This is a genomic window from Leptolyngbya sp. PCC 6406 (assembly GCF_000332095.2).
Taxonomy (GTDB): Bacteria; Cyanobacteriota; Cyanobacteriia; order Phormidesmidales; family Phormidesmidaceae; genus PCC-6406.
The window spans coordinates 794,875-807,925 of the sequence record NZ_KI913949.1 but is presented as its reverse complement, the minus strand read 5'-3'; the positions used below and the strand labels follow the sequence as shown (position 1 = coordinate 807,925).

General features: G+C 53.6%; 15 protein-coding genes. 10 read left to right on the top strand and 5 right to left on the bottom strand.

From position 1 onward, the window contains the following. Window positions 1–65: 65 nt before the first annotated feature. Window positions 66–197, bottom strand: a complete 132-nt coding sequence (gene psb30, locus LEP6406_RS0203715) for a photosystem II reaction center protein Ycf12/Psb30 (RefSeq protein ID WP_008313832.1) — start codon at window positions 195–197, stop codon at window positions 66–68. Window positions 198–350: 153 nt separating this feature from the next. Between psb30 and LEP6406_RS26475 the strand changes: the two genes are divergently transcribed. The 3 genes from LEP6406_RS26475 to LEP6406_RS0203700 are packed head-to-tail and all read left to right on the top strand — an operon-like array spanning window position 351 to window position 1,607. Further along, window positions 351–785 (top strand): YkgJ family cysteine cluster protein, encoded by a 435-nt coding sequence (locus LEP6406_RS26475; RefSeq protein WP_008313840.1) that lies wholly within the window; start codon window positions 351–353, stop codon window positions 783–785. Between the two features lie 59 nt (window positions 786–844). Continuing rightward, on the top strand, window positions 845–1,291 hold the full coding sequence (locus tag LEP6406_RS26470) for a TMEM165/GDT1 family protein (RefSeq protein WP_071992193.1): 447 nt from the start codon (window positions 845–847) through the stop codon (window positions 1,289–1,291). Between the two features lie 4 nt (window positions 1,292–1,295). Continuing rightward, window positions 1,296–1,607 (top strand): TMEM165/GDT1 family protein, encoded by a 312-nt coding sequence (locus LEP6406_RS0203700; protein ID WP_008313846.1) that lies wholly within the window; start codon window positions 1,296–1,298, stop codon window positions 1,605–1,607. 128 nt (window positions 1,608–1,735) lie between these two features. Here the strand turns inward: LEP6406_RS0203700 and LEP6406_RS26465 are convergent, their stop codons facing one another. Beyond that, a complete protein-coding gene (locus LEP6406_RS26465; RefSeq protein ID WP_008313848.1) occupies window positions 1,736–3,463 on the bottom strand; it encodes a mechanosensitive ion channel family protein in 1,728 nt (575 codons plus the stop codon). A gap of 418 nt (window positions 3,464–3,881) precedes the next feature. On the opposite strand from LEP6406_RS26465, the gene LEP6406_RS0203690 reads away from it, so the two are divergent. Further along, window positions 3,882–5,117 (top strand): ISL3 family transposase, encoded by a 1,236-nt coding sequence (locus LEP6406_RS0203690; protein ID WP_027268755.1) that lies wholly within the window; start codon window positions 3,882–3,884, stop codon window positions 5,115–5,117. Window positions 5,118–5,172: 55 nt separating this feature from the next. On the opposite strand, the gene LEP6406_RS0203685 is transcribed toward LEP6406_RS0203690, so the two are convergent. After that, window positions 5,173–6,540: a four-carbon acid sugar kinase family protein gene (locus LEP6406_RS0203685; protein ID WP_027268816.1), complete on the bottom strand. Its 1,368-nt coding sequence runs from the start codon at window positions 6,538–6,540 to the stop codon at window positions 5,173–5,175. A 35-nt stretch (window positions 6,541–6,575) separates the two neighbouring features. On the opposite strand from LEP6406_RS0203685, the gene LEP6406_RS0203680 reads away from it, so the two are divergent. The 5 genes from LEP6406_RS0203680 (at window position 6,576) to LEP6406_RS0203660 (ending at window position 9,662) form a co-directional block, all read left to right on the top strand. Continuing rightward, a complete protein-coding gene (locus tag LEP6406_RS0203680) occupies window positions 6,576–7,466 on the top strand; it encodes an ion transporter (protein WP_008310912.1) in 891 nt (296 codons plus the stop codon). 220 nt (window positions 7,467–7,686) lie between these two features. Continuing rightward, window positions 7,687–8,283: a biotin transporter BioY gene (locus LEP6406_RS0203675; protein WP_008310910.1), complete on the top strand. Its 597-nt coding sequence runs from the start codon at window positions 7,687–7,689 to the stop codon at window positions 8,281–8,283. Window positions 8,284–8,303: 20 nt separating this feature from the next. After that, a complete protein-coding gene (lspA, locus tag LEP6406_RS0203670; protein WP_008310908.1) occupies window positions 8,304–8,804 on the top strand; it encodes a signal peptidase II in 501 nt (166 codons plus the stop codon). 178 nt (window positions 8,805–8,982) lie between these two features. Next, window positions 8,983–9,285: an urease subunit gamma gene (gene ureA, locus LEP6406_RS0203665; RefSeq protein ID WP_008310906.1), complete on the top strand. Its 303-nt coding sequence runs from the start codon at window positions 8,983–8,985 to the stop codon at window positions 9,283–9,285. Between the two features lie 65 nt (window positions 9,286–9,350). Then, the gene (locus LEP6406_RS0203660; RefSeq protein WP_008310905.1) at window positions 9,351–9,662 is read left to right on the top strand and encodes an urease subunit beta; all 312 of its coding nucleotides are present in this window, start codon (window positions 9,351–9,353) and stop codon (window positions 9,660–9,662) included. A 66-nt stretch (window positions 9,663–9,728) separates the two neighbouring features. Here LEP6406_RS0203660 and LEP6406_RS0203655 read toward each other — a convergent pair whose 3' ends face one another. After that, complete coding sequence (locus LEP6406_RS0203655; protein ID WP_008310903.1) at window positions 9,729–10,913, bottom strand: GNAT family N-acetyltransferase; 1,185 nt, start codon at window positions 10,911–10,913, stop codon at window positions 9,729–9,731. An 814-nt stretch (window positions 10,914–11,727) separates the two neighbouring features. Further along, window positions 11,728–12,000 (bottom strand): glutaredoxin 3, encoded by a 273-nt coding sequence (gene grxC / locus LEP6406_RS0203650; protein WP_008310899.1) that lies wholly within the window; start codon window positions 11,998–12,000, stop codon window positions 11,728–11,730. 160 nt (window positions 12,001–12,160) lie between these two features. On the opposite strand from grxC, the gene LEP6406_RS0203645 reads away from it, so the two are divergent. Then, window positions 12,161–12,934, top strand: a complete 774-nt coding sequence (locus LEP6406_RS0203645) for a phosphonate ABC transporter ATP-binding protein (RefSeq protein ID WP_263971124.1) — start codon at window positions 12,161–12,163, stop codon at window positions 12,932–12,934. Window positions 12,935–13,051 lie beyond the last annotated feature (117 nt).

Here is a 13,051-nt window from a genome sequence, read left to right as displayed (position 1 = left end):
AAGGTAGGGTACTGACGAATCAGCACCCTACCTTTTCTAAATCTGACCTGTAAAACTAGGGGGGGCTACAGGTCGCCACCCCGAGCTGCTAACAAGAACACGATCACGGGTCCAGCAATGACGATCATGGCTAGCATGGTGAGCTGGGCAATCAGCTCAAAGTTAATGCCACTCAAGAAGCCGCTCAAAAATTCCATGGATCCTCCCAATGTACGCGGAGCCACCCGCTCTGAACTCTCAGCTTATTGCGGTATTTTATCCGGTACTCGGATCACAAATTAAATTAAGTTTACAAAATTCTAAGGAATTTTCCCCTGTCCCCTGTTCCCTGCCCTCTAGAAACGACCCCCATGAGCCATTGGCACTGTATTCAGAGCTGCGGAGCTTGTTGCCATCTGGATCCTAGCGATCGCCCCGACTTGGACCAATATCTATCTCCGGAGGATTTAGCTCACTACCTCAGCCTAGTGGGCGCTGATGGCTGGTGCATTCATTTCGACGCTGACCAACGCCGCTGTGGCATTTATGAGGATCGGCCCTGGTTTTGTCGGGTCCAAGCGGACACCTTTAACGCCCTCTATGGCATTACCCCTGCCGATCTCGACGAGTTTGCCATTGCCTGCTGCCAGACTCAGATTGCTGAGGTCTATGGGGAGGGCAGCGATGAGATGGAGCGTTTTGAGGTCGCTATTGAGGGCACGATTGCCGACCGGATTGATGGCACGGTTTCGGGCACCATTGCCAGGGTGCCCAAAACTCTTGATAATGAAAGCAATATGAAATGAGTCAGGGTCTCCCTGGTCCTTGTCCTGTCCAATTTAATGCCCTGCTGTAACGACCCACTGTGACCATAACCGTTGATATCCCGACCGTTGATACCCCGACCCCCCAGTCCTCTGACCCGGTAATGGCTGCCCAGCCGCAGCCGCAGGATGTTGCCCTGAATCAAGTTGCTCTGAATCAAGCAGAAGTCCGCGATGGTCAGAGACCGGCCCAAAGGGGCCATCGCGGTGGTTTCTGGCGGGTACTGGCTACAACCTTTGTCACGATTTTTCTGGCAGAACTGGGGGATAAAACCCAGGTGGCGACGCTGCTCATGAGTGCGGAGTCGGGGCAACCTTGGGTGGTGTTTTTGGGGGCCGGTAGCGCCCTAGTGACCACAAGCTTGGTGGGGATACTGGTGGGTCGCTGGCTATCGCGCCGGGTGCCTCCCCGCACTCTGGATACCGCTGCTGGGACTATCTTGCTGGTGATTACGCTGTGGCTGTTATGGGATGTGATGGCGCTGTAGAACTATGGATTGGCAACTGTTGGGCTTGACCTTTGTGGCGGTATTTCTCTCGGAGTTGGGGGATAAAAGCCAGCTTGCTGCGATCGCGCTGGGGGGCAGTTCTAAGCATCCTCGGGCGGTATTCCTAGGGACTGCCGCTGCTCTGCTGCTGGCCAGTTTGCTGGGGGCACTCCTGGGGGATGGCACAGCTCAAGTTTTACCCACGCGACTGGTCAAGGGGCTGGCTGCCGTAGGGTTTGCCCTGATGGCGGTGCGTCTGCTGTGGGCAGGAGAAACCCCAGCAGGCTTTGGGAAAGCATCGGATCAGTTAGATTGATTTCATAACTGACGCCCTATTTATTCGTAGATTCTTAGGATGCGTATAGCAGTCCTACGTGAATTGTGAAAATTCGTAGTTCAGGCGTCTCGCCTGCACCGGCAAGATGTCCGTCCTGCCTTCAGGAATCAAAGCGGATCGCTATAGTGTTTTGGGGTTGTGGCAGCCACGAAAAAATTAGGTACGACTAAGTTAATGCTCTCTGCGATACAGGCATCTTGAACATGCTTGAGCACGTGGGACTTAATCCACCAATCCTTTTCAGGCTCGTTAGTATATATCCTGAGGCTGTAAATCGCACAGGACTCTTCATGTTTTTCATGGAGCACGTAGGAAGCGGGATCAGTCATGACGTGTTCCGAAGATTGGGCTGCTTTGAGAAGAATGTCGTAGACCTTTTGCCAGGGCACATCGTAGCTAAAGCCAAACTGCATCAGAATGATTGGTGGCGGGCTTGATTCACCAATTTTTTGCCCGCCTTTGCGGAAATTCGTCACGTGACTGCTCAACACTTCGGAGTTGGGAATGCTGACGTAGCAATGTTCCCAGGTCAAAATCCGGATTACCAGCATCCCCTTTTCAATTACCGTGCCGCCAACGCCGCCAATTTCCACCTCGTCCCCGATCCGAAAAGCGCGCGTGTAGGTCAACAAAATACCGGCGATAAGGTTTGCGATCGCAGAACTCGAACCCAGGGATATGAGAATACCCAAAAAAATTGAAATTCCCTGGAATGCATCGCTGTTGGCCCCAGGCAGATACGGGAAAGCAATCACGCCCGCCAAGGCAAAGGTCAAAATTTGAATAATTCTTGAGGTGGGAACCGCCCATTCCTGATCAAAACCGGGGACGGAGATTTCGCCCTGTTCTATTTCCTCAAACACGAAACGGATTATTTTCAGAATATAAAGGGTGATTATGACTAAAAAAACCAAGAAAATAAGCTTTGGAATATAGCCAATCACCCCCTGCAAAATCTGGCCGATGGTCGAGGTAACTGGCCGAAAAATCCCCTGGGCTGCCAAGCGAGTTTGAGGAAAAAAGGTGAGAACAGTTTTGAGGTAAATTGAGGCCAGAATGAAAAACAAAAAATAGCGAAATAGCTTTGAAATTAGCAGTAAGCTCTTGTTGATTTGTGCTGCATTGACAATTTCGCGTCTACCAATTTGAATAGTGCGAATACGATGGCTAGCCTTTGTGTTAAACCAGTTGCATCCGAACCAAAACAGCCGATTAATAACCAAGATTAAGCTCAACAATCCTAGGGTCGCTGCACCTGCCTTGACAAAGCCAATCAGCATCGAGCGAGGTGAGTAAAGCTCACGATACCCAGCAACACCCTGGGAAATTTTGTCTAAATAGAGCTGGGCCAAGACGGATTGATCTTCCCCTGCGGCTTGGGCATCGGCTTTGTATATGCTCATCAGCGGTGTATCTTCAGCCCTGATTTCTACCGTCTGACCATCAGGGAATTCTTTAAGATTGAGACTGTCTAGGGTGCGTGAGCGATCACGGGCAAAGTTCTGAATATCTTCCGAGATTTTTGCGGCTCTCTCGGAGCGATTCATGGGGCCAGCAGGAGACCCAATCAGAAAAAGGGTTTTGTCTCCTAAGACAACGCGATCGCCATTAGGGTAGGTTGTTTCAGGCGCAGAAATTTCTGAGGCGTTCTCTCCTTCAGTTTGAGAAAGCTGCGCCTGGGTAACAGAAACCGACCAAACAGACGACTTTGGCGACGTCTCAGAGCTGGCTACAGATAACGGTATAAGGTTCAACCCTAGGGTTAAGCAACAGCCCCAAAAAAGGCCAAGTGTACATCTTTGCCAAGGCTTGAGCCGATTAAATAGATTTACCATTGAGATCTCGTTATGGCGCTATACAACAATGGGAGCATCCAACTTCCGTGAGTCCACTCGCAGAGAAGCCGCTCCCCTTCTCCCAAAAAGTGAGAAGGGATATAGCCTGACGGCATTCAAGAAAGGCGGATGTAGAGCTTGCTATTTCCGCAGGGTGGGCGATGAATTTGCAACAGTGTGATGCTCCCTACAACAATTCCCATATCCGTTCGTTCTGCCAAGAAAATCTACGGTTGACTTCTGTATTAAAGAATGTAACAAGAAAGTCTGGCTCTTCCGGTCTGGCTATGGACAAAGGGCTACTGAGCAGGGGAAATGGAGAGAGAAATAAACGCTAGAAAGGCGTGAAGTGTTTGATATACAAGGGATTGGCTAGAATTAAAGGGTGAGAGAAAGTCGCCATATATGGGTGAGCGCCATGATCACAGAATCTGACGCGAGGCAATTGACAGAGCTACTGGGTCTTCCTGAGACAAAAGTAGAGGATATGACAATGATAGATGGGGTGGGGCTATTTTTTGTAATTAGCCCCACCCGCCGAGATGCAGAGTGTCCCCGGTGTGGGAAGCGAAGTCGTCATTTGCATGAGAATCATCGGTATAACATTGAGGATTTGCCGTGGAATCAACAGCCCGTAGTGTTGCGAGTCAATCGCCGCCAGTTTTGGTGCCAGGAATGTGGACAAGTGTTTAGCGAAGAACTGGCCTTTGTTAAGAAAAGGCGGTTGTATACGCAGCGGCTAGCGAAGCAGATTGTCGGCCAAGTGTTAGGGAGTAGCATTCACAGTGTGGCGGCTCGGACAGGGCTGAGTGACGAGCAGATTGAGACGATGATAAAGGATGCCGGAAAGGCGTATTTACCCGAGAGCCCAGAACCGATTAGATATCTCGGGATAGACGAGATAGCGGTCGTCAAAGGTCAGGGTAACTATTATGGGGTGCTAGTGAACCTAGAGACGCACCAGCCGATCACCCTTCTACCCTCACGAACACAAGAGGGATTGCGCCAAGTCCTTAGCCAATGGGGACCAGAGGTGCTTGAGGGGATTGAAGGGGTGAGCATAGACCTGTGGAAGCCCTACCAAAGTTTGGTAAAAGAGATGATGCCGAATGCGACCATTGTCGCGGATAGATTCCATGTCACCAAACTCGTCAATGAGGAGTTAGATAACGAACGGAAAGCGGAGAAGAGAGCGGCCAAGAAGATCGCAAAAAAGGCTGAGAGGGAGCGCGTCATAGAGGGTCTTAATGGCAGTAAGTATGCGTTACTAAAGAACGAAGGGAATTTGAATGAGAAACAGAAGAAGAAGCTCATAGAAGTGAGCGAAGTATCCCCTAAATTAGCAACGATGCATCGATTGAAAGAAGAGTTCAGAGAAATCTTTGAATCCTTCGAGAATTGGGCAGAAGGGACGTTAAAGTTACTGGACTGGATGGCGGATTCATCGACATTTTTCAATCAGAGTTGTGGCACGATTAAACGATGGTTTGATGAGGTGACATCATACTTTGAACTGAGAATAACTAATGGGGTTGTGGAGGGAATAAATAACAAGCTTAAGTTGATCAAGAGATTAGGTTATGGCTTTGGCAATTTTGACAATTTCAAGTTAAGAGCTTTGTTGCCGTGGGTATTTCCTTTTGAAACACCATAGCCAGACCGGAAGAGCCGAAAGTCTTTGATGGAGAAATTTGGGGGGATTTGGGCGATTAAGCTGCCGCGCCTTGAAAGCGGCGATAGGCGAGGGCGAGGGCGTCAGCATCCCCCACATTACCGGGGAAAAGAACGACGGGAAGATCGGGGAAGGTGGGGTGATCGGTGGGGGTGCAGACGACGGAGCAACCGGGAATGATCTGTCCCAGCAGGCGGGCGGTGCGAAGGGCAAGACCGCTGCTGAGGGTGTCGTTAGAGGTGATGCCGCCTTTGCTGATTAAGAAACCGATGGTGGCGGGTAAGCCCCGCTCAATATCCATGAGCAATTCCGACACCTGCTGGCCAAAGGCGAGGCGAGTGGCAATGTTGTCGAAGGTGAGTTCCTGACGACTGGTGTAGATCACTGGGGTTTGGCCCCCACGATGGGCGGCGTGGGCCTGCTCTAGGACGGTGGTGAGCAGGTGTGATGGTCCTGCTCCGGTTGACCGTCGTGTTTCTGGAGCAGGCTCTTGGGCTAATTGGGCAATGTCTACCTCAATGCCCACGGTGCCCGGTTCTTCCAGCAACACCGCCAACTGTTGGGTCGTTTTTTGCACATGGGAGCCCACCAATACCGCCCCTGGCTTTCCCCCCCGGACGTACTGGGCCATGGCTACCGGAGCCACGGGCTGGGGGGGCAGTGCTGCCAGGGCTGTGAGGAGGCTGGCGGCACTGCGAAACAGGAAGCGTTTACCCTGGGCCGCAGCCCAGATCACATCCTGGGCAAAGTGGTCCAAATCGGCCTGGGTTTCGCCATCTACAACGGCGCAGGTATTGTTCTGGAGAGATTGGACGCGATCGCGGCTCCCCTGCCGGATTTGGTCTAGGGTGAACCGCTCCACCGCAGCAGCGGGAATGTGGCCCTGGGTTTTCTCCGCCACGTAGTCGGGGAGGTAGCTGTGGCTGTAGCCAAAGACGGAATCACGGGCAAACTCTGTTTCATGGGCGGGGACAGGGCTGCCCTCCTGCATGACGTAGTGCACGCTGTCACGGGTGATGCGGCCCCCTTCAAAAAAGGCGGGCACCAGAAAATGGGCGTCAAAGGGTCCCAGTTCCGCTGCGATCGCATCGGTTTCTACGGGATAATGGCCCCGTAACGTCGAGTCGGAGCGACTTACTACCAAAAAGTCCTGAATTCCGGCTTGGGGGAGTGCCTGCTTCAAATTACGACAGACCGTGCGGGTGATGGCTTCGGCCTCGGCTGGGGGCAGGGCGCGGGTATTGGTCAAGATGAACACAATGGGAGCGCGATCTTGCAAGCCCATCACCAGGGTCTCCACATCCCACTGCATCAGCAGCAGGCAGCTATGGACTGTTTGGGATCCGGTGGGGTCATCATCCAGCACAATAATCTTGGGCGCAGTAATTTCGGACTCAGCGGCCATAGCTCTCTCCAGCACCAACCCCGCCATTATCCCCCATGTCCCTGAAGCAGCGCCTTGCCGCCTATTTAGACGATACGAATACGGAGACGGGAGCCTGGGTAACCGTTGCGATCGCGCTACTCATTCTCCTGTCAGCGGCCATTTTTGTCGTAGAGACCTATCCCCTCAGCGATCGCCTGGATCCTGTGCTGATAGGGCTAGACCGGGTGATTTTGGCCCTGTTCACCGTGGAATATGGGCTGCGGCTGTGGAGTGCAGAAAAGCGTTGGGAATATGCCCTCAGTCCCTATGGCCTGGTAGATCTGCTGGCAATTTCGCCTTTTTTGCTGGGTTTTTTGGACCTACGGTTTTTGCGGCTGCTGCGGTGGCTGCGGATCCTGAGACTGACAAGGTTATTGGGGGAGCGGGCCTTGATTGGGCGGGTCACCGCCGCCGATACCCTGGCAGTGACTCGCATTCTCTTTACCCTCTTTGCCCTGATTTTTATCTACGCCGGGGTCATCTTTCAAATTGAGCAGCGCTTTAACCCAACCACCTTCAACACCTTCCTAGATGCGATCTACTTTGCGGTGGTCACCATGACCACCGTGGGCTTTGGTGACATCGCCCCCGTATCGGAGGCGGGGCGCTGGTTCACGGTGCTGATGATTTTGACGGGGATTACGCTGATTCCCACCCAACTCAGCTATCTGATCCGCAGTGTGATGAAGGTAGCCCAGGCCCAGGAGGTGACTTGTCTCCACTGTGGTTGGCGGGTCCATGACAGCGACGCCCACTTTTGTAAACGCTGTGGGACGCCGCTACCGCCGCCAGCGCCCCCATCCTCCTCCGCTATGGCTGCTGAGTTCAGGGCAGCGGATACGTCTCCGACAGCTACCCTGCCCATGGCACCGCGATCGCCTTCGGAACTCGCCTCGCCCCCTTAGCCTCTAGACGTAGCCCACTCGATGCCGCTAGAAGCGTGCTGAGCTAGCCTATGTCCCTCGGGGACTGTAGCGTCTTGTTCTGCCCCGAGAGGGGGTTACAAAATGGATGCTTGTAGCAGTCTTCTCCTAATCGCGCTGGTGACTGCTATACAATGGGCCTCTGATTTAAGTCGGACAGCACCTTTGCTGTCTTAGGCTAAGACCGATAGAGGGCTGAAGGGTGTTTTCGCCGTTGGAGCTATTGTGGGCCTTGATTGGCCTGGTTCTCACCATTGGAGCTACGTGGCTAGAAGCCTTTGTCACCAATGCTCCCTGGGATTGGGGGACGACGGGGATTCAGGTCTATTCTCTCCAAGTAAGTTTTCAGGTGGGGGCGGTGCTATTGACCGGGTGCTTGGGGGGCAAAAATGCCGCTGCCTTGGCCCAAATCGCCTACCTCACGCTGGGCTTGGTACTGTTTCAGGTGTTTGGTCTGCCCCTGTTTACCCAGGGGGGGGGGCTGGGGTATGTGCGGGAACCCAGCTTTGGCTATTTAGTGGGCTTTATTCCGGCGGGATGGGTCTGCGGCTATCTGGCCTTTCGGGAACCCCCTAAACTAGAGGGGTTGGCCTACAGTAGCCTCTGCGGTTTGGGCCTCATCCACGGTTGCGGCTTGATCTACCTAGCGATTGCATCCCTTGGGGGTTGGCTGGTGGTCTCACAGTCCTGGGCTTCTCTGGCCTGGATCTATTCCCTGGCGTTGCTGCCGGGGCAATTGATTATGGTGTGTGCCGTTTCGGTGGTGGCCTTTATCCTGCGCCGCCTTTTATTTTATTAGGACACTGTTATTAGGGCATTATGCGGTTAAGAAACCAACTGTTTTGGGTGGCTGCGATCGCGGGTCTGGTGCTGGATCAACTGACCAAATTTTGGGTAGTCCAAACCTTCGAGTTGACGGTGCCCCCAGAAACCCTGCCCCTGTGGCCGGGGGTGTTTCACTTGACCTACGTCACCAACAGCGGTGCTGCCTTTAGCCTCTTTAGCGATAACGGGGAGTGGCTGCGCTGGCTCTCCCTTCTCGCTAGCCTGGGGTTAATTGCTCTGGGCACCCTAGCGGCCCTACCCAACCGCTGGGAACAGGCGGGCTATGGGTTTATCCTCAGCGGTGCGGCGGGCAACGGTATTGATCGCTTTCTGGCGGGAGAGGTGGTGGATTTTCTGGACTTTCGCCTGATTCAGTTTCCCATTTTCAATGTGGCGGATGTGTGCATCAACATTGGCATTGTTTGTCTCATCATTGCCGCCTTTCGCCCCCCTGCCAATGGCAACAGCAAGACTGCCAAAAAGTTACAGTCTTGAGGGCGGGGGTGAGAATTCAAAACTCAACATTCTGCTACCCCACAGCCCGGAGACCATCGGGACTGCCCCAGAGGAGTAAACTTAAGGGCGGGGGAAACGTAAAAATCGGTTAATTTTGGACAGTCTGCCCCCTGATCTGGCCCTATTGTCTAGGCTGACGTAATCTGCCTGTATCTCTATGCAACTGTCGCCCCAGGAGAAAGACAAGCTGCTGATTTTCACCGCTGCCCTAGTGGCAGAGCGGCGCAAGGATAGGGGGGTCAAGCTCAACTACCCCGAGGCGGTGGCCTATATCTCAGCGGCGATTCTAGAAGGAGCGCGAGAAGGGCGCACCGTGGCGGATCTAATGCACTATGGCACGACCCTGCTGACGCGGGAGGAGGTGATGGATGGCATCGCTGAAATGGTGGACGAGGTACAGGTGGAAGCCACCTTCCCCGATGGGACGAAACTGGTCACCGTCCACAATCCCATTTCCTAACCCCCACTCCGCCTTCCTATCCCGGTCACCCCATCACCCCCCCACCCCATCACTCCCCCACCCCTATGACCCCTGGTGAACTACTACCCGCTGAAGGTGAAATTGAACTTAACGCTGGCCGGGAAACCGTGACGCTGACGGTGGCGAATACGGGCGATCGCCCAATCCAAGTGGGTTCCCACTTTCATTTCTTTGAGGTGAATACGGCCCTGAGTTTTGAGCGAGATCGCGCCCGAGGGATGCGTCTCGATATTCCCGCTGGCACTGCTGTGCGCTTTGAGCCCGGAGATGAGCGCGATGTGACGCTGGTACCCTTTGTGGGCGATCGTCAGGTCTACGGTCTCAACGCTCTGATCAATGGTCCCCTGGATGGCTAATCGCGATCGCGATTAGCCTCACCTTTCTTCTGCATTTAGCGCCGCAACTTCAAAGTTGCGGTTGGGTTAGCCCTCTTGCGGGAGTTGCTTGAAGGGCAGGTCGGCGTTGATAGCGTCGATCTCCTGCTGCTCTAGGGTGTTGATCTCTTCGATGTAGTTGACCAAAATCGTCTGTAGGCGGCTGTTGTAAAAGCGGTGCAGGCTGTAGTTGGGGGTGGCGGGAAATCCGCGCCGTTTTTTGTGACGGCCCCCGGCTCCGGGATCAAAGTATTGAATGCCCTGATTAATAGCCCATTCAATCGGGCCGTAGTAGCAGGCATTGAAATGGAGATGGTTGTATTCCTCTAGGCTGCCCCAGTAGCGGCCATAGAGGCGGTTGCCTTTGCGGAGACAGAATGACATGCCGATAGGCGTGTCATTGTCCTCGGCGTAGGCCGCGAAAAATACAAGGCGCTGGGCATAGTCGGGATGGAGTTGTTCAAAAAAATTGCGGGTCAGGTATTTGCTGCCCCACCAGCCAAATTTGTCGCAGGTGTCGCTATAGAAGTTGTACATCCGGCTACACAGAGCGCGGTGGATGTCTTCCCCTGCGATCGCATCAATGCGTAACCCTGATGTTTCTAGGGATTTGCGCTCGCGCTTGATGTTGCGGCGTTGGTTAGCATTGAATCGTCCCAGGTAGTCGTCAAAGGTTTGATAGCCTTCATTGCGCCAGATATAGCTGTGGTGCAGCCAGTGATGGAAGCCTGCCCGTTCCATCATGGCTCGCCAGTCGGGGTCTACATAGAGAAAGTGACACCCAGAAATGCTGTTGCGATCGCAGAATTGATCAATCGCCCCCACCATAATCGCCGTCAGGGTTTCCTCATCCTCCTCTGGCGAGACGAGAAAACGGTACCCCTCCGCCGGCGTAAAGGGGGACATCCCCAGCAACTTGGGATAATAGTCAATTCCCAATCGCTGCGACAACTCGGCCCACTGCTGATCAAAAACAAATTCTCCGTAGCTGTGACCCTTTAGATACAAGGGCGCAGCCCCTACTAGCAAGCCATCGCGCCAGATCGTCAGGTGGTTGGGTAGCCACCCGGCATTGGCCACTGCACTGCCAGACTGCTCCAACGTATGCAACCAAGTCCATTCTAAAAAAGGTGTTTCTAGCGGCAGCGCTAGGGCATCCCAAGCCGTTTGAGGAATCTCCTGGATCTTGCGCATCCAGGCAATTGTGTACTGAGATTGGGGAGGATGAACCATTAAACCTCTGATTTTGCCCTAATTGTACTAGTGGGTCATTTGCTTTGAATGTAGCCATTAACTTACTGACCTAAGCCACTGCTATAGCGATCCTGCATGAGCTTTGAGCAAGCGTTTTGTTCCGTGGGTTACGCTTCGCTTCACCCACGCTACGAAGATCTTCAAAAATCAAATAGGATTGCTGTGCCACAAACTTTAGGAGCGTTCAGGAAATGGTCATGTTCATTCCGAATGACCCACGAGTGGTCTGTCAAGACTCAAACTTAGGGTTATCCCTGTTTGTACGCGGCATTTGTAGCGCGGCCATTCTACAGTGCATTACTTCGCGTTTCGCAAGCGACATAAAAGGCGAAGCCACGCCTTAGGGTTATGCACCCTACGAGAACCCTAAAATAAAAATTGAGCTTGACGCTGTACACCGTAGCCCCCATGGGGGCTACGGTGTACACATAACTCACTGTTTGAGGTGAATCCCGGCCTGCCCCCCTCTAGTCCTCCCCCTCGTAAAGGGGGAGGACTAGGGTTTCCCCCCTTCATAAACCGAAGACTTATAGCGATCCTGCATGATCTTTGAGCAAGCATCTACGTGGATTACGCTTCACCCACGCCACGAAGGTCTTCAAAAATCAAATAGGATGACCATAGGTACAAGCGGTGACTTAATCCCCCCTTGGAAAGGGGGGAGACCGGAATCTATTTAGTTAGTACTCTGCGGCGTAAAGACTCTGGCCGTTCCATCGTGGCACACGTCAGCTCCTCACCTTCAGGGTTTGGGCCTACCCAGATCCGACGCAGGTATTGAGCTGGAATCCTCTTAGACCGATGTCATCTCTAGTAGGGGATCCAAGCTTCCCTGGCGATCTAGGGCGTGGATATCATCGCAGCCGCCGATGTAGGCGTCGTTAATGAAGATCTGGGGTAGGGAACGAGGCCCTTGAGTACGTTGTGCCATCTGCGATCGCGCGGCTTCATCCCCATCGATGCAATATTCGGTATATTGCGCCCCCTTGCGGTCGAGGAGGGCCTTGGCTCGGATGCAGAAGGGGCAGCGGCTCCAGGTATAGATTTCAATTTTGGGTGATGACATAGGCCCTCAACATTGTTAAGAAATGCTTCAATGTTTATTCTAGCGTTCTCCTTTGATTACTTCAGAGATCACAGCGGTCTGTACGGTCTCCTGTCTCTATATGCCGTCAGCGTGTGTTGACAAACTAGAGGGTTGAGTCAGATTGTTGAGTAATTTTTGAGTGGAAGTTTTGAACGAGCCGGAGACGGTAATGGGACAGCCCGTGTTTGAGTTGCAACGGGCGAGTCGGTGGTTTGGCGCTTTACCGGCACTGGAAAACCTGTCTCTGACGATCCAAGCGGGGGAGCGGGTAGCGCTGCTGGGGCCGAGCGGCGCTGGCAAAAGTACTCTGCTGAGTCTGCTAAATGGCTCCCTGGCTCCCTCTAGCGGATCGGTGCGGGTGCTGGGGCAAGACCTGGGCTACCTCAGCCCTCGCCACCTGCGACGGGTGCAGCGACAGGTGGGCATGGTCTACCAGCAGCACCATTTAGTGACAAATTTGTCCGTTATCCACAATGTGAATGCGGGGCATCTGGGGCGCTGGTCACCCCTGCGGGCTGCTTGGTCTCTAGTGTGGCCCCAAGCGGTACCTGTTGCCGCTGCTGCTTTGGCCCAGGTGGGCATTCCCGAAAAGCTCTATGCCCGTACCGATCGCCTCTCGGGGGGCCAACAACAGCGGGTGGCCCTAGCACGGGTGTTGGTGCAAGATCCGGTGGCCATTCTGGCGGATGAGCCCATTGCCAGTGTGGATCCGGCCCGTTCCCTAGATTTAATGGATCTGCTGCGAGATCTCTGTACCCAAACGGGCAAGACGCTGGTGGTGAGTCTCCATGAGGTGGCCTTTGCCCAGAGTCACTGCGATCGCATTATTGGTCTACGCCAAGGACAGGTGCTCTTTGATGTCCCCACGGCTGCTGTTACCACTGACTGGGTAGAAGCCCTGTATCGTTTCTAAAGGTCAACTTTCAGGATTAACTTTCAGGATTAACTTTCCAGGACCAGCAATTTCAAGGACAACCAGGAGAACCCCGATCAACGGACAGGCATTAGATCCAGCTAAACTGCCCCAGCC